At 63.5% G+C, this 16752-nt stretch carries 15 protein-coding genes; 5 read left to right on the forward strand and 10 right to left on the reverse strand.

Annotation, left to right across the window (positions count from 1 at the left end; all coding sequences use genetic code 11):
- The first annotated feature begins 33 nt into the window (after positions 1-33).
- The gene (locus tag B6S01_RS15735) at positions 34-1353 is read left to right on the forward strand and encodes an SLC13 family permease (protein WP_037468210.1); all 1320 of its coding nucleotides are present in this window, start codon (positions 34-36) and stop codon (positions 1351-1353) included.
- Here the strand turns inward: B6S01_RS15735 and B6S01_RS15740 are convergent.
- The 8 genes from B6S01_RS15740 to ectA are packed head-to-tail and all read right to left on the reverse strand — an operon-like array spanning position 1350 to position 9816.
- Positions 1350-2615 carry a mechanosensitive ion channel family protein gene (locus B6S01_RS15740; protein ID WP_037468208.1) on the reverse strand — a complete coding sequence of 422 codons (1266 nt, stop codon included), beginning with the start codon at positions 2613-2615 and terminating at the stop codon, positions 1350-1352. The two genes, B6S01_RS15735 and B6S01_RS15740, sit on opposite strands and share 4 nt — an antisense overlap.
- Positions 2612-3952, reverse strand: a complete 1341-nt coding sequence (locus B6S01_RS15745) for an MFS transporter (RefSeq protein WP_037468207.1) — start codon at positions 3950-3952, stop codon at positions 2612-2614. The genes B6S01_RS15740 and B6S01_RS15745 overlap by 4 nt, the downstream gene beginning before the upstream one ends.
- Entirely contained in the window at positions 3949-5196 is a 1248-nt protein-coding gene (locus tag B6S01_RS15750; protein WP_037468381.1) for an MFS transporter, read from the reverse strand. Before B6S01_RS15750 ends, B6S01_RS15745 begins: the two co-directional genes overlap by 4 nt.
- 17 nt (positions 5197-5213) lie before the next feature.
- Complete coding sequence (locus B6S01_RS15755; protein ID WP_037468205.1) at positions 5214-6653, reverse strand: aspartate kinase; 1440 nt, start codon at positions 6651-6653, stop codon at positions 5214-5216.
- Complete coding sequence (gene thpD, locus B6S01_RS15760) at positions 6650-7570, reverse strand: ectoine hydroxylase (RefSeq protein WP_037468202.1); 921 nt, start codon at positions 7568-7570, stop codon at positions 6650-6652. The genes B6S01_RS15755 and thpD overlap by 4 nt, the downstream gene beginning before the upstream one ends.
- Before the next feature lie 23 nt (positions 7571-7593).
- On the reverse strand, positions 7594-8007 hold the full coding sequence (locus B6S01_RS15765; RefSeq protein WP_037468199.1) for an ectoine synthase: 414 nt from the start codon (positions 8005-8007) through the stop codon (positions 7594-7596).
- A 10-nt stretch (positions 8008-8017) separates the two neighbouring features.
- Positions 8018-9325, reverse strand: coding sequence for a diaminobutyrate--2-oxoglutarate transaminase (gene ectB / locus B6S01_RS15770; RefSeq protein ID WP_037468197.1), 1308 nt, complete (start codon positions 9323-9325; stop codon positions 8018-8020).
- On the reverse strand, positions 9322-9816 hold the full coding sequence (gene ectA / locus B6S01_RS15775; RefSeq protein ID WP_051908515.1) for a diaminobutyrate acetyltransferase: 495 nt from the start codon (positions 9814-9816) through the stop codon (positions 9322-9324). The genes ectB and ectA overlap by 4 nt, the downstream gene beginning before the upstream one ends.
- Positions 9817-10141: 325 nt before the next feature.
- Here ectA and B6S01_RS15785 point away from each other — a divergent pair, with 325 nt between their 5' ends.
- Positions 10142-10630, forward strand: coding sequence for a MarR family winged helix-turn-helix transcriptional regulator (locus B6S01_RS15785; protein ID WP_037468373.1), 489 nt, complete (start codon positions 10142-10144; stop codon positions 10628-10630).
- A gap of 57 nt (positions 10631-10687) precedes the next feature.
- On the opposite strand, the gene B6S01_RS15790 is transcribed toward B6S01_RS15785, so the two are convergent.
- Both B6S01_RS15790 and B6S01_RS15795 read right to left on the reverse strand, forming a co-directional pair.
- Positions 10688-11140, reverse strand: coding sequence for a YaiI/YqxD family protein (locus tag B6S01_RS15790; RefSeq protein WP_037468192.1), 453 nt, complete (start codon positions 11138-11140; stop codon positions 10688-10690).
- 76 nt (positions 11141-11216) lie between these two features.
- Entirely contained in the window at positions 11217-11918 is a 702-nt protein-coding gene (locus B6S01_RS15795) for an arylesterase (protein ID WP_094182663.1), read from the reverse strand.
- Positions 11919-11935: 17 nt separating this feature from the next.
- On the opposite strand from B6S01_RS15795, the gene B6S01_RS15800 reads away from it, so the two are divergent.
- From B6S01_RS15800 to B6S01_RS15810, 3 genes are all read left to right on the forward strand, one after another.
- Positions 11936-12625, forward strand: coding sequence for an ABC transporter ATP-binding protein (locus tag B6S01_RS15800; protein WP_037468189.1), 690 nt, complete (start codon positions 11936-11938; stop codon positions 12623-12625).
- Positions 12622-15147, forward strand: coding sequence for an ABC transporter permease (locus B6S01_RS15805; protein ID WP_037468186.1), 2526 nt, complete (start codon positions 12622-12624; stop codon positions 15145-15147). The genes B6S01_RS15800 and B6S01_RS15805 overlap by 4 nt, the downstream gene beginning before the upstream one ends.
- Positions 15148-15243: 96 nt before the next feature.
- Positions 15244-16743 (forward strand): CoA-acylating methylmalonate-semialdehyde dehydrogenase, encoded by a 1500-nt coding sequence (locus B6S01_RS15810; RefSeq protein ID WP_037468185.1) that lies wholly within the window; start codon positions 15244-15246, stop codon positions 16741-16743.
- Positions 16744-16752 lie beyond the last annotated feature (9 nt).

A 16752-nucleotide genomic window follows, 5' to 3' on the forward strand; every position in this document is an offset into this window, starting at 1 on the left:
CCCACCGTCGCCTGTTTATGCTAGCCGACGCTCATGACATTCGAGCAACTTGTCACCCTGTTCGTGCTCGCGGGCGTGATCCTCGCGCTGATCTGGGACAAGATCCGCGCCGACGTCGTGGCGCTGGCCGGGGCCGCTCTGCTTCTGCTGACGGGGGCTGTGCGCCCCAGCGAGGTGCAGGGCGCTTTCGGCAGTCCCGCGATCATCGCGCTCGCGTCCCTGTTCGTCATCGCCCACGCAATGGAATTGTCCGGTCTGCTCGACCTTTTGATTCGCAAAGCGGTGGGTCTGTGCCGCCGTATCGGGGCAGTGGGCATCTGGCTCGTCATCGTGCTGTGCGGCGCGGCGTCGGGATTCCTCAACAACACGCCGATCGTGGTGTTGTCCGCGCCCGTTGTCCGTGACGTGGCGAAATCGCTGAAGCTGGATCCCAAGCGGTTCCTGATGCCGCTTTCCTATGTCGCCGTGCTGGGGGGATCCTGCACGCTGATCGGGACGTCCACCAATTTGCTGGTCGATGACATGGCGCGGTCGTCGGGACAGGCGCCCTTTTCAATCTTTGAAATTACGCCGGTGGGACTGGTGGTCGCGGCGGCGGGCGGGCTTTATCTTTTCCTCTTTTCCGGACGGCTGCTTGCCAAGCCGCTGCCCGCCTCGCTCGAAAGGGTGGAGGCCGCGCTCCCGCACCATGTCAGCCATGTCGATATCGCCGGGGACATGATCGGCGACGCCGCCGACTTCGCGGTGCAACGGCCATTGGCCCCGACCAAGGCGCTGTTATCCACCGCGATCTTCATCGGCGTTATCCTGCTGGCGGCTTTCAACGTCGCGCCCATCGCCGCGTCCGCATTCTCGGGGGCGGTGCTCCTCATCCTGCTGCGCGTCATCAAACCGGATGAGGCCTATGGCGGGCTGCGCCCCGAAATCCTGATGCTGATCGTGGGGATGGTCGTGATCGGCATCGCGCTGGAACAGACCGGTCTCGCGGCGTCGGCCACAAATGCGATGGTCGGTAAGGTCGGCCTGTTCGGCCCGCTGGGCGCGCTGATCCTGCTCTATGGCGCGACGCTGCTGCTGACTGAACTGCTGTCGAACGCCACCGTGGCCGTGCTGGTGACGCCCATCGCGGTCGCGCTGGCCGAAAGCATGGCCGTCAGCCCGCGCCCGTTTCTCGTCGCCGTCATGATGGCGGGCAGCGCCGCCTTCGCCACGCCCTTTGGCTATCAGACCAATGTGCTGGTCTATCAGATGGCGGGATACAGCTATCTCGACTTTACCAAGGTCGGCCTTCCGCTCAACCTCATCACCTGGGTTGCGGCGGTCGCGGCCATTCACTGGTTCTTCCCTTTTTAAGCATGCTCCCGGATATGGTCCGGGACCAGTCCGGCCAGATCCGAACCGGCGGGGCGCTGGAACAGCCGCAGGCCGAAATCGGGCAGGATCGCGATCAGGTGATCGAATATATCGCCCTGTATGCCTTCATATTCCGACCATGCCGTGCTGTTGGCAAAGGCATAGATTTCAATCGGCAGGCCGTTTTCGCTGGGCGCAAGCTGGCGGACGAGCAACGTCTTGTCCTGCGCTATGTCCCTGCGTGATTGCAGATAGGCCTGCACATAGGCGCGGAATGTACCGATATTGGTCATGCGCCTGCCATTGACGGTGCCGTCCGCGCCATGCTCGGCGTTCCACCGTTCGATCTCCCTGCGCTTGGCCTCCAGATAAGGCCGCAATACAGAGAATTGCGCCATTTTCTCGACGTCCCCGTCATCCAGAAATCGCACGCTGCTCTGGTCGATCATCAACGACCGCATGATGCGCCGACCGCCCGATTCCGCCATCCCGCGCCAGTTGCGGAAACTGTCCGAAATCAGCCTGTGGGTCGGGATGGTGGTGATCGTCTTGTCGAAATTCTGGACCTTCACCGTATGCAGCGCGATGTCGATGACGTCGCCATCGGCGTTGAATTGCGGCATTTCTATCCAATCGCCCACGCGCACCATGTCGTTCGACCCGATCTGCACCGAAGCGACCAGCGACAGGATCGTATCCTTGAACACCAGCATCAGCACCGCCGCCATCGCGCCCAGCCCGGACAGCAGCAGCAGCGGCGACTGGTCCATCAATGCAGCGATGATCAGGACCGCCGCCGCGCCGAACAGCAGCAGCTTGCCCAGCTGGATATAACCCTTGATCGGCCGGTTGGCGGCATTGGGGCGGCGCTGGTACAGATCGTTGAGCAGCGTCAGGAAACCGCTGATCGCGATGGCGATGGTCAGGATGATGAATGCCGCGCTCAGGCTGCGCACGAATGTCACGGCCTGGACCGGTAGATGCGGGACCGCGCCGATGCCGACCTGAATGACGATCGCGGGCACGATGTTCGACAGCCGCGCGACGATTGTACCGATATGCTCCGCCTCGATGCGGAAGGGCAGATGGTTCAACAGGCGCAGCAACAGCTTCAGCACGACGCGCTTGGCCACCCAGTTCGCCACCCATGCGACAACGCCCAGCAGCAGCAGAGCCAGTCCGCTTTGCATCCACGGCTCATCCACATAGCCGCGCGTCAACGTCCCGATGCTGTCGTTGGAAATGGGAAGGTTGGTCATCAAACCTGCTTCTCCGCAAAGGGATCTTCATAAAGTGACCGGCCAGCGGTTTCGGGCATGAAGCGCAACGCGATCAGGCCGACGACGCAGGCCAGCATCATGTAATAAGCGGGCATCAGTTCGTTGCCGGTGAAGCTGATCAGCCCGCTGCCGATGGCTGGCGCGGTCCCGCCGAAAATGGACGTCGAAACATTATAGGCGATGGCGAAGCCCGCGAAGCGCACCTGCGTCGGGAACAGCGCGGGAAAGGTCGCTGAAATCGTCGCAAGCTGCGGCACGTACAGCAGGCCCAGCGCCACGAAGGCGATAATCGCGCCCATTAGCCCCGTTGCCATCAGCATGTAAAGCGGCACGACCCCGACCAGCAGCCCGATCAGTGACGCGCGCCACATCGCCCGCCGCCCGACCCTGTCCGACAGCGCGCCCGCGAAGGGCAGGAAAACCATCATCAGCAACATGCCGATGATCGGCACGATCAGCGCTTCGTCGGCCGACAATCCGATGCGTCGTTGCAGATAGGTCGGCATGTAGCTGAGCAGCGTATAGTTGACGACATTGAGCGCCACGACCAGTCCGCCGACCACCAACATCGGCCGCCAATATTGCCGCATCAGCAGCGACAGGCTGGGGGATGGCGGCCCGCTGTCATGCAACGCCGCCGCCGCGCGGAACACGGGCGTATCCTCCATTTTCGAGCGCAGATACATGCCGACCAGCCCCATGGGCGCTGCCACCAGAAAGGGGATACGCCATCCCCACTCATGCATCGCCGCCTCGCCCAGCATCAGCGAAAATCCCAGCATCAGCGCCGCGCCCAGCGAAAACCCCGCCAGCGTCCCGAACTCCAGGAAACTGCCGTAAAAGCCGCGCCGGTCATCGGGCGCATATTCCGCCATGAATGTCGCCGCGCCGCCATATTCGCCGCCGGTTGAAAATCCCTGCACCATCCGCAGCACGATCAGCAGAGCCGGCGCCCAGAAACCGATCGTGGCATGATCGGGGATGAGCCCCACGCACAAGGTCGCGCCGGACATCAGCAATATGGTCAGCGCCAGCACCGACTTTCGCCCAAGCCGGTCGCCCAGTGGCCCCCAGAACAGCCCGCCCAACGGCCGCACGAGGAAGGAGATCGCGAACGTCGCCAGCGCGAACAGCACCGCCTCCTCCGTGCTGCCGGGGAACAGTGCGGCAGAGATATAGGTCACGCCATAGGCATAGATGCCATAGTCGAACCATTCCGTCGCATTGCCCATCGCCGATGCAGCGATGGCGCGGCGCAGCGTCGCGTCCTGCGACGGATCGGGGCACGCGGTTGGGGCGCGGCCGGGAATCGCGTTCATGTCGTCTGTCCTTCGGGCGGCGTTTCATCGGCGCTGTTGGGGTCCAGCAAGGACGCCATTGGCGTGGTGCGCGGCATGATCTGGAAATCCTGCTGGTAATTGTCCGGCACAGGCTCCGACGCACTTTGCCGCCACAGGCCGATCATCATCGCCAGCCCGGCGCACAGCGCGATGAACAGGAACAGCCCGCCCGTCCCGGCCGCCGTCATGAAGGTCGCCCCCAGCAGCGGTCCCAAAGCCGCGCCGATGGAATAGAGCAGCACCAGCCGCCCGCTCGCCGCCACCCGCTCGGTCTCCAGAAGCCGGTCGTTGCAATGCGCGACGCACAGCGGATACAGCGCAAAGCTCAAGCCCCCGAACAGCGCGCCCAGCGCCATCAGCAGCATCCCGTCCTGGCTCAGCGCTAGCGCCACGCTGACCGTCGCCGCCACCGTGAAGCATCCCACGATCACGCGCCGCCGGTCGTGCCGGTCGGACAATCGCCCCAGCGGCCATTGCAGCGCCACGCCGCCCAGGATCACGATCATCATGAACCGCGCCGTTTCCGCCAGGTCCAGCCCCAACCGCCGCACATGCACCGCCGCCAGCCCGTAAAACGCCCCCAGCATCAGCCCCGTCGCCACCGCGCCCCCCGCGCCCAGCGGCGATGCGATCAGCAGCGACCGGATGGAAAAGGCGCTTGCCTCCACCGGCGCGGGCGCTGAACTGCGGGTCAGGCACAGCGGAATGATGGACAGTGAAATCAGGATGGACGCGATCTGGAACGGGATGGCGGGCAAAGACCCGCTCGCCCCCAGCAGCAATTGCCCGATCGCCTGCCCTGAATAGAGCGCGACCATATAGGCGGCCAGCACGCTCCCGCGCATCTGCGGCTCCGCCCGGTCATTAAGCCAGCTTTCCAGGCACACGAACACGCCCGCGACGCAGACCCCGTCGATCAGGCGCAGCACCATCCAGAACAGCGGGTGCGTCAGCAGCGCATAGGACAGCGTGCTGGCCGACAGCAACGCGACGAACGCGGCAAAGGCGCGGATGTGCCCCACGCGCCGCACCACGTCCGCCGCCCGCAACGACCCCACGATCAGTCCGCCGAAATAGGCCGTCGCGACGATGCCGATGGCCATCGTGCCGCTGCCCGCCCGTTCCAGCCGCAGGCTGATGAGCGTCGCCAGGAACCCGCTGCCTGCCATCAGCATGAAGATGGACAGCAACAGGCTGCGAACAGGATAGATGGCGGCAATCATGACAGGACGCGCGTCGCTCAGGCGGCGCGCTGCTCCTGCGCGCCTTGCCCGTCGCACTCCACCAATGCGCAATGCAGCGCCCGGACGGCGGCATCATAATGCGCGACATCGACGATGAACTGAACATCGACATTGCGGATCTGGTGCTGCATCGCGATGACGCCGACGCCTTCGTCATCCAGCGCGCGCAGTGCATCGGCGACCAGCGAGGGGCGCGAAATATCGCTGCCGATCACCGACACCATCGCCACGGGATGCGCCGAAATCGCCGCGTCGGGATAGCGTTGTTGCAGATCCTCTATCACCCGCTTCATCGTCGCGGCTTCTGCCGACAGATAATGGGTGATGGTGTTGGCGTTGGACGACTTGCTGACGATCCACGCGCCATGCCGGGTCAGCGCCTCCAATATCGCGGCGTCATATCCCTTCACGCCGACCATATCCTGTTCGAAAAATTGCAGCGCCTGCGCACGGCGGATGCCGGTCACGATCTCCACGCGCGGCGTGTCGGACACATAATCGCCGCAGATCAGCGTCCCGCCATCCTCCCGGTCGAAAGTATTGCGTACACGCAAAGGAATGTTGGTCTGGCGCAATCCGCGCCCGGCGCCGGGATGGATCGCCTCCATACCCAGATTGGCGAGCTGGTCGGCGACGTCATAATTGGTGCGGCCGATCTTGCGCGCCTTGCCGATGCCGACCAGTTTCGGGTCAGCGCTCGACAGGTGAAATTCCTTGTGGATGATCGCTTCGCGCGCGCCGGTCAGCACGGCGATGCGGGAAAATGTCATTTCCGAATAGCCCCGTGCATAGCGGCGCACCATGCCCTCGCGGCACCCGGCATAGCCGGTGACGATGGGCAGCGTCGTAGCCAGGTCGATGGGTTCCAGCGCCGCCACGATCCGCTCGTCCAGCCCGACCATGTCATCCTGGTCCCACAGGGTCAGGTCGACGAAAACCGCATTGACGCCCCGGTCGTTCAGCAGCAGCGCGGTGCTGTGGGCGCTGTGCGCCTCGCCAAGCCCGGCGAGCAGCTCACGCACCGTCATCAACTGTTCCTTGACGCAAAAGCGCCCATGGCTGCGCAATCGCGCCAGATCGCCCAGACACGCGGCTACGGCGTCGATCCGCCTGTCGACAAAGGCGTCCGCTTGCTTGCGGCTTTCACCGCGCGCGAACATCTCGGCATTGCGCGCGCACATGGCGGCCCGCACTTCCTCTATCGCCTCGCGCCAGCCATCCGTGCCTTCATCGGCCACGAACCGGGCATAAACGCCCGCCCTGCCGCTCTTCTTATGCTCCAGCAACAGGTCGGTCATCCCGGCATAGGCGGACACGACGAAGATGCGGTTATACAGGTCCGCGCCCTTGCGGCCCGCGATCAGCACATTGTCGAACAGGGTGGCCGTGGCGGCCATGGATGTGCCGCCGATCTTCTCGACGCTATGACCGTTCATGCCGTCACCTCTTCCATCAATGGCCCGGATACCGGCGTGATCGGCGTGGGTTCGCCCCGCGCGGCGATGAATTCGGGACGCGGCTTTTCAACGCCAAAGGGCGCGGCCAGCCGGTTGCTCACGGCATTATAGACCAGAAAGGCGTTGGCGCGGGGGAAGGGGGTGATGTTGCCGTTCGACCCATGCATGATGTTGCAATCGAATATCACGACCGATCCCGGCTTGCCCGTCGGCGCGACAATGCCATGCTTGTGCGCCAGCTCGGCCAGGCTGTCCTCGTCCGGCACGCCATATTCCTGGCGCTTCAACGACATGCGATAATGATCCTCGGGCGTTTCGCCCACACATGTCAGGAAGCTGCGATGCGATCCGGGGATCAGCATCAACGGCCCGTTATGCGGCGTATTTTCCGCCAGCAGTACCGACATGGACAGCGCCCGCATGCGGGGCATCCCATCCTCGACATGCCAGGTTTCGAAATCGCTGTGCCAATAGAACTCCTTGCCCTGGAAACCGGGTTTGTAGTTCAGGCGCGACTGGTGAATATACACTTCATCGCCCAGCAGGAATCGCGCCACGCCGGACAGCCGCTCGTCGGCGGCCAGCCTTCCGATCACCGGGCTTTGCGCGTGAATCCGAAAGATGGAACGGATCTCACGGCTGCCCGGCTCGGTGATGACCGTTTCTTCCTCCAGCGCGGCGGGATCGCCCAGCAACGTGCGCGCCTCGCTCTGAAGGAAGGCGACTTCCTCGTCCGAAAACAGGTTTTCCAGCACCAGATAGCCGTCCCGGTCGAACTGGGCGGCTTGCTCGATGCTGATCGGTGCGTCCTCGCTCCAATCGTTATGGACGACCGGGTCGAGGCGCGGCAGAAACTCCGCCATTTTGGCATGGCGGGACGGGTAGATGTCTTGCAAGGGACTTCCCCCTCTTTGTTGGTTCAATTGGTAAGCGCGGCCTCGCGGACCATGTCCGCCTCGGCGGGGTAGGCGCCGCTCTCGTCATGCACTTCCTTGCCGGTGACCGGCGGGTTGAACACGCAGGCGCACAGAATGTCCGTGGTGGGCCGGACGACATGCTTGTCATGGGCATTGAGCGCATACATGACGCCCCCGGCCAGCTGATGCGTGACGCCGGTGCCCAGATCCTCGATAGTGCCCGTGCCTTTCAGCACCAGCACCGCTTCCAGATGGTTCTGGTAATGCATCTTGATTTCTTCACCGGCATACATGGTCGTGATGTGAAAGGAAAAACCCATATCGTCGTCTTTCAACAATAGACGTGCGCTTTCCCACTGCTGCGACTTCACATTCCGATCCGATTTGCGGATGTCCTGAAGTTTGCGAACGATCATGATCTGCTCCTCACTCCGCCGCGACGCCGTAGGGGACGGTCATCGCCTCGCGGATGCTGGTTTCCAATATGTCCAGCCCTGCAGAAAGCAGGGCGTCGTCTATGATGAGCGGCGCAAGAACCTTGACGATTTCGTCATGCGCGCCGCTGGTTTCGATGATGAGGCCGCGTTCGAAACAGGATGCGGTCACGATCGATGCGATCTCGCCCGATCCCACATCGATGCCGCGCATCATCCCCCGGCCGCGGGTCGACAGGCCATGTTCGGCCGCCATCGCGTCCAGCCGCCGCTCAAGCAGCGCGCTGCGGCGGGCGACATCCTGCTGGAACTGCCTGTCGCTCCAGAAGTGGCGCAGTGCGGCTGTCGCGGTCACGAAGGCATGGTTATTGCCCCGGAATGTGCCGTTATGTTCGCCGGGGGCCCACTGGTCCAGTTCCGGCCGGACCAGCGTCAGCGCGAATGGCAGGCCCATGCCCGACAGCGACTTTGCCATGGTGACGATATCGGGCGTGAAGCCCATGCCTTCGAAACTGAAGAAGTTGCCCGTCCGGCCGCATCCCGCCTGAATATCGTCAACGATCATCAACGCGCCATGCTGTTTGGCGATGGCGTTGATCCTGCGCAGCCATTCGGGCGATGCGACGTTCAGGCCGCCTTCGCCCTGCACGGTTTCCACCAATATGGCGGCGGGGGCGTCGAGCCCGCTCGAAGGATCGGACAGCCGCCGTTCCAGCAATTCAGCCGTGTCCACGTCCGGTCCGTGATAGCCGTCAAAGGGTTCATGTGCGACATGGTTGAGCGGCACGCCTGCGCCGCCCCGCTTGGCGGCATTGCCCGTGCAGGCGAGCGCGCCCAGCGTCATGCCGTGAAATCCGTTGGTGAACGCGATCACCATTTCGCGGCCCGTAACCTTGCGGGCCAGCTTGATCGCCGCTTCGACCGCGTTGGTTCCGGTAGGCCCGGTGAACATCGCGCGATAATCCAGGCCGCGCGGCTTCAGGATCACATTTTCCAGCGCGTTCAGGAAATCGGCCTTGGCATCGGTGTGCAGGTCCAGCCCGTGCGCGATCCCGTCGGCCATCACATAGTCGAGCAGCGCCTGCTTGAGCACCGGATGGTTATGGCCATAGTTCAGCGTGGAACAGCCGGACAGGAAATCCAGGTAACGGCCACCCTGATTGTCGTGCATCCATACATTTTCCGCCTTGTTGAACTGGCGGGGCATGGACCGCGCATAGCTGCGGACGACGGATTCGCGCCGTTCATAGATGGCCGTGTCGGGTTTGCGGTTAGTCGGCTTGGGAAGGGTCGTAATCATATCGCCGTTTCTCCCTGTTTTGAATCGGTTGACGCCGCGCTGCCCGATGGTCGGGAAAGCGAGCGGGATAGGGGGCCGATGCGCGCCTGCCATTCGGTTGCATGGGCGCCGGCAAAATGGATGTCGCGGTCGAACAGCGCGCTCTTGTCGAGCCGGGCGTTCCACCGTCTCGCGAGGCCTTCGAACAAGGCCCACGACGCATCATTGTCGTCCGTGACTGTCGTGATCAGGTGGGTGACGCCTTGCGCAGACGGGCGGTCGAGCAGTTCCTCGATCATGCGGCCGGCCAGCCGCTGCCCGCGCGCGCTCGACGCGACGGCGACCTGCCAGACGAAGAAGCTGTCCGACTCTGACGGCGGACGGTATCCTGAAACCCATCCCGCGATCGCGCCGTCGCACTCGGCGATGACGCAGCTGTCGGCGAAATGCGTGCATTGCAGCAGGTTGCAATAGGCCGAATTGGAATCGAGCGGCGGACATTGCGCGATCAGCGCGGTGACGCCCGGACCATCGGCGGCAACGGGCCTGCGCAGCTGGAAGCTGGATTGGCGCTCCGGCGAAGGATGCGCGAACGTCCGTGGCGGCGCGCTGGCCGCATCGGATTGTGACTCAAAGATGCTTTATCTCCCGAATTATAATTCTATGCAGATTTTGGTCATCCCCTCGTTCTCCGCTGCCATTTAGGCTGTTTTTGTGCGTTTTTCAACCGCCAGCGGGTGATTTTGATCCTTCACCACATAAAGAATCCATAAAAATACTTTGTCTATCGAAGGAATTTGGATGGCGCAAAACCCCCATCTTTTCTATGTTTCCCTCATGAGTTCAGACATCGCTTCCCTCACGCTCCGCGCCCTCCGCCGCGTCCTTCGCGCCACCGACATCGGCAGCCGCCGCCTCGCCACCGCGACCGGACTCACCCCCTCGCAATGGCTCGTCCTGCGCGAAATCGCTTCCCGCGATTCGCCCACGCCCGGCACGATCGCCACCGCGCTCAAATTCAGCCAGGCGACCATCACCGCCATCGTCGACAGGTTACAGGAACTGGGCTTCGTTCAGCGCCAGCGCAGCGACAAGGACAAGCGCCAGTTCATCCTGTCGTCCCTGCCGCCGGGCGACGCCGCGCTGGCCGAGGCGCCGGACTTGCTACAGACCAGCTTCACCAAGCGTTTCGCCAATCTGCCGCAATGGGAACAGGCCATGATTCTGGCGGCGGTCGAGCGGTTGGCAATGTTGCTCGACGCGCAGGACATCGATGCCGCGCCATTGCTCGACAGCGGCGCTATCGATCGATCCGAACCCGTCTGACATGGCAGTCTGTCGCGGGCGTGACCGGCGGGCGCCCGTTATCGCGCTCTGGCGATATTAGCGGAGCCGCACGACCGTTTCATCCAGAACCGAAAGAAAGCGCGATCGATCCGCCTTGCCAAAAGGCGCTGGCCCACCCAGCCCATCGTTGATCGCCCCTGCGCGCAAATCCGCCATGATGGCCCGGACGGCGACGGCATTGCCGATGGATGCCTTGGTAAACGGCTTGCCTGTCGGCGCGATCACGGCCCCGCATCCGGCCTTCAGGCATCGGTCGGCCAGCAATATGTCGGCGGTCACGACGATGGATCCAGCGTCCACATGCTCGACTATCCAGTCATCCGCCGCATCGAACCCGTCACTTACCACCACGCGGGATACGAGCGGGTGGGCTGGCACCCTGATGGGGCTGTTGCTGACGACAGTGACAGGCACATCGTAACGCCATGCCACCTTGTAGCTTTCGTCCTTCACCGGACAAGCGTCCGCGTCTATCAATATCTGGGGCATGCTGGCGATGTAGACAGGAACGCACCAGAAGGGGAGGGGTCTTGTCCCGGCGGCGCAAGAGACAGCGCCAAATGCCTTACTTTGGCGAGGCGAGGTTATCGAGGACCAGCGGCGCGACCTTGCCGACGATGACGTCCACGCCGGCCGGATTGGGGTGGATCGAGTCCGGCTGCATATATTTGGGATCGCCAATCACCCCATCGAGGAAGAACGGATATAGCGGAACGCGATAATCCCTGGCCAAGGCGGGGTATATGGCGTTGAAACGGGCGGCATAGGCTTCGCCCATGTTCGGTGCGGCAAGCATGCCCGTCAGCACGACCGGCAGCTTCCTTTCGGCCAGAATGTCCAGCATGGCCCGCAGGTTTTTCTCGCTTTCGGCCGGGTCCAGGCCGCGCAGCATGTCATTCCCGCCCAGCCCCAGAAGCACCAGATCGGGCTTTCTTGGCAACCCGTCCAGGGTGAAGGCCAGTCGTTGAAGGCCGCCCTGCGTCGTTTCTCCCGATACGCCCGCATTGCGGACCTCGACCGCGCCACCCTTCGCCCTCAGTGTCTTTTCCAGCTCATGCGGGAAACTTTCATTCTGCGCGACGCCGTAGCCCGCATACAGGCTGTCGCCGAACGCCAGGATCAGCTTTGCATCAGCATTGGACGCAGCACGGCGTTCTTCCCGCACCGTTGGCGCGGCGGCGTTGTTCGATGCCGGTTCATCGGAACATCCGGCAAGCATTTGCACAATCAGTCCACAGACCACATATGTCGGCCACTGTCGCGCCATCAGGATTTCCTTCATTCATGCACGGTTCGTCCGATCCCACCGATATCGCCATCGCGGCGCGCCATGTCACCCTGTCGCTGGGTCAGACGGAGATATTGAAAGGCGTCGATCTGTCGATCCGGCAGGGGGAGAGTCTGGCGATACTTGGACCGTCCGGGTCGGGCAAGTCGTCGCTGATGGCAATCCTGTCGGGGCTGGAGCGCGCAAGCGGGGGCGATGTTCGGGTCGCCGGCATAGATTATGGCCCGCTGGACGAAGACGGGCTGGCGCGGGCGCGGCGCGGGCGGATCGGCATCGTGCTTCAGAGTTTTCATCTGCTGCCCACGATGACGGCCATCGAAAATGTCGCCATCCCGCTGGAACTGGCGGGAAGGAGCGATCCGTTCGCGCGGGCCGCGGCGGAACTGGAGGCAGTGGGGCTGGGCCACCGGTTGCATCATTATCCCACGCAATTATCGGGCGGCGAGCAGCAGCGCGTCGCCATCGCCCGCGCGGTCGCCCCCGGGCCCGATATCCTGTTCGCCGATGAACCCACGGGCAACCTTGACGGCGGGACAAGCGACGCGATCATCGATCTGCTCTTCGCGCGGCAAGCCGCCAATGCCGCTACACTGGTCATCATCACCCATGATTCTGCCCTTGCCGAACGATGCGACCGGATCGTCGAAATGCGCGACGGCCTGATCGTCGCCGAACGGCGGCCATGAGCCAGAACCTCGACTGGCGCGGCTGCTGGCGGATCGCCCGGCGCGACCTGCACCGTGGGCTGCGTGGCCTGCGGCTGCTGTTCATCTGCCTATTCCTGGGCGTCGCTACATTGGCGACGATCGGCAGCCTGACGGCGGCCATCACCGGCGAAATCGCCAGCAAGGGGCAGTTGCTGCTGGGCGGCGATGTCGAAGTCGCCATGTCGCAGCGGCAGGCGAGTGAGGACGAGAAGGCAGCCTTCCGCCGCGCGGGGCAGATGAGCGAAACCGTCCGCCTCCGCGCCATGGCGCAAGGGCCGGGAAGGGATAGCGGCCCGGCGGCCGTGTTGACCGAATTGAAGGGCGTTGACCGCGCCTATCCGCTTTATGGCAGGTTGATGCTGCAATCCGGCGCCGCCGGGTTACTCAAGGCCGACGAACTGGTGATCGGGCAGGCGCTGGCGGACAGGCTGGCGCTGCGGCCGGGACAGTATTTGCGCTATGGCAATGCGGATTTCCGCATCCGGGATATCATCGTAGATGAGCCGGACCGCGTCGGCGAAGGGTTTACGCTTGGTCCTGTGGCGATCACTTCGCTCGAAGGTCTGCGACGCACGGGATTGATTCAGCCCGGCAGTCTTTATGAAAGCAAATATCGCATTCGGGTGACGCCGGGCACGAATGTCCGCGCTACTGGCGATGCGCTCAAGCGCGCCTTTCCAGCCGGAGCGTTCGAGATCAAGGATCGCGATCGCGCAGCGCCGGGGACCAGCCGCTTTTTCGAGCGCATGGGACAATTTCTCTCGCTCATCGGGCTGTGCGCCCTGGCCATAGCGGGGATCGGCGTCGGTAACGGCGTCGCATCCTATCTGGCGATCAAGCGGGACAGCATTGCGACGCTGAAGATTCTGGGGGCGTCGGCCAGCGACATATCGCGCATCTACCTGATGCAGGTCGGCATGATCGCGGCACTGGCGACGGGCTGCGGGCTGCTGGTGGGCGCGGGATCGCCCGCTCTGCTGCTGGCGGCGGTCGGCGACCTGCTGCCCGTCCAGCCTGCCTTCGCGTTGACCCCCTGGCCCTTCCTGACGAGCGCGGCTTACGGGTTGCTGGTCGCCTTCATCTTCATCATGCCGCCGCTTGCGCATGCGCGCGCCCTGCCTGCCGCAGTCCTGTTTCGCGAGACGGTTGACCGGCGGCGCGTGATCGACCGGCGGAGCGGGATCGCTGTCGCGGTTGCAGCGTTGGCCACGATCACGCTCGCTCTGGGAACGGCGCGCGAACCGTTGTTCGCCGCCGCCGTGCTGGGCGCTGTTGGGGCGATGTTGCTCATCCTGCTTGGCATCGGCCTGCTCGTGCAAAGGCTGGCGCGCCGGATGCGCCGGCCCAAAGCGCCGCTGCTACGGCTCGCCGTCGCCAACCTCCACCGACCCGGCGCGCAGACGAGCGCGCTGGTCGTTGCATTGGGGCTTGGCCTGACCCTGTTCGTCACTCTGGCCGCGATCCAGTCGAGCCTTAGCGCTGAAATCCGCAACACGGTGCCGCGCACCGCACCCGACCAGTTCGTGCTCGACATTCCCATCGATCAGAAACAGGCGTTCCAGCGCCTGATCGCGCGCGAAGCCCCCGGCGCGGAGGTCAACATCGTCCCTACGTTGCGCGGCACCATCGTCGCCTATGATGAAACGCGGGTCGCGGATCTCAAGGAATTGCCAAAGGACGCATGGTTCCTGCGCGGTGAACGCGGCGTCACCTACAGCGACAGCCTGCCCGAGGGATCCGAACTGACAGAGGGCGAGTGGTGGCCGCGCGGCTATGACGGTCCGCCGCTCGTTTCGCTCGACCGGGACGCGGCGAAAATCATGGACGTGGGCGTCGGCGACCGGCTGGTCGTGTCCATTCTGGGCCGCGAGATCGAGGCGCGCATCGCTTCCCTGCGACAGGTGAACTGGGAAACGATGGGCTTCAACTACATCATGGTCTTTTCGCCCAACAGCCTGGCGGGCGCGCCGCATAGTCTGGCCGCGACGATCACGACCAGGTCCGCCAATCCATCGGAAGGACGGCTGACCCGTTCGCTGCTGTCCGCCTTCCCATCAATCTCGATCATAGAAGTCGGCGAAGTGGTGGGTCAGGTCACGTCCCTGCTGGGCCAGATGGCGACGGCGATCATCCTGGCGGGGTCCGTCGCGATCCTTGCAGGTATAGCGGTGCTGATCGGTGCGATCGCGGCATCGCGGCAGACACGCGCCTATGACAGCGTGATCCTCAAGACGCTGGGCGCGACGCGATGGCAGATACTGGTAAGCCAGGGGATCGAATATGCACTGCTGGCGACGGTGCTCGCCGCGGTGGCTCTGGGTTTGGGTCTTGGCGCGGCATGGTTCGTGATCGTGCGGATTTTCGAATTTACCTGGTCGCCGGACTGGCTGTTGGTGACAGTCACTTTGTTAGGTGGCGGGGTCCTGACGCTGGCGATAGGATTGCTGGGGTCTATACCGCTCATGTCCGTACGCCCGGCACGCGCGCTTCGATCGCTTTAGCATTGCGACAGCGCCATCAACCGGCAGGCATCCCTGGATGTTGAACGCCATGCCGCATTCGATCATGATGTAGCAAAATTTGAGAGAGGCTTGCTGATGCGCGACATTAATCACAAACTGGCTTTTGACCATGACGGCAAAGCCCAGCGCTACAGCGATGTGTTCGATCCGAACAATGGCGGCGTTCAGGCCCGCGTCGCACTTGGCGATGCCGCCCTGCTCGACCGCGCGGTGGAAGCCGCAAAGAAAGCACAACCCGCTTGGGCCGCCGTAAATCCGCCGCGCCGCGCGCGGGTTATGTTCAATTTCAAGGCGCTGGTCGAAAAGCATATGGATGAGCTGGCGCACCTGCTCAGTTCCGAACACGGCAAGGTGGTCGCCGACGCCAAGGGAGACATTCAACGCGGCCTCGAGGTCATAGAATTCTGCTGCGGCATCCCGCACGTGCTGAAGGGTGAATTTACCCAGGGCGCTGGTCCCGGCATTGATGTCTACAGCTTCCGCCAGCCGATCGGCATCGGCGCGGGCATTACGCCCTTCAACTTCCCCGGCATGATCCCGCTCTGGATGTCGGGCGTCGCCATTGCGACCGGCAACGCCTTCATCCTGAAGCCTTCGGAACGCGACCCTTCGGTTCCGGTGCGTCTGGCGGAGCTTTTCCTGGAAGCGGGCCTGCCCGAAGGCATATTGCAGGTGGTTCACGGCGACAAGGAAATGGTCGACGCCATTCTCGACCATCCCGACATCGGCGCGATCAGCTTCGTCGGTTCGTCCGACATCGCCCATTATGTCTACAGGCGGGGCGTCGATAACGGCAAGCGCGTGCAGGCGATGGGCGGGGCCAAGAACCACGGCATCGTCATGCCCGACGCGGACCTCGATCAGGTGGTGAATGACCTCTCCGGCGCTGCATTCGGCTCGGCCGGCGAACGCTGCATGGCCCTGTCGGTTGTGGTGCCGGTCGGTGAAAAGACCGCAATTGCCCTGCGCGAAAAGATGATCCCTGCCATTGAAGGACTGCGCGTCGGCGTCTCGACCGATCCTGAGGCCCATTATGGCCCGGTCGTCACCGCCGCGCACAAGGCGAAGATCGAAAGCTATATCCAGATGGGCGTGGACGAGGGCGCCGAACTGGTCGTCGATGGCCGCGGCTTCACGCTACAGGGCCATGAGGAAGGCTTCTTCGTCGGGCCGACGCTGTTCGACCATGTGAAACCGACGATGCGCTCCTACAGGGAAGAGATTTTCGGCCCCGTCCTGCAAATGGTGCGCGCCGACAGCTTCGAGGACGCGCTCACGCTGCCGAGCCAGCATCAATATGGCAATGGCGTCGCGATCTTCACCCGCAACGGCCATGCCGCGCGGGAGTTCGCCGCGCGTGTCGACATAGGCATGGTCGGCATCAACGTGCCGATCCCGGTGCCGGTCGCCTATCACAGCTTCGGCGGATGGAAGCGTTCAGCCTTCGGCGACACCAACCAGCATGGCATGGAGGGTGTCAAATTCTGGACAAAGGTCAAGACGGTGACGCAGCGTTGGCCAGACGGCGGTGTGGGCGACGCCGCCAACGCCTTCGTCATCCCCACGATGGGATAAGCTGGCGCG

Source organism: Sphingobium herbicidovorans (genome assembly GCF_002080435.1).
In the GTDB taxonomy this organism is placed as follows: domain Bacteria; phylum Pseudomonadota; class Alphaproteobacteria; order Sphingomonadales; family Sphingomonadaceae; genus Sphingobium; species Sphingobium herbicidovorans.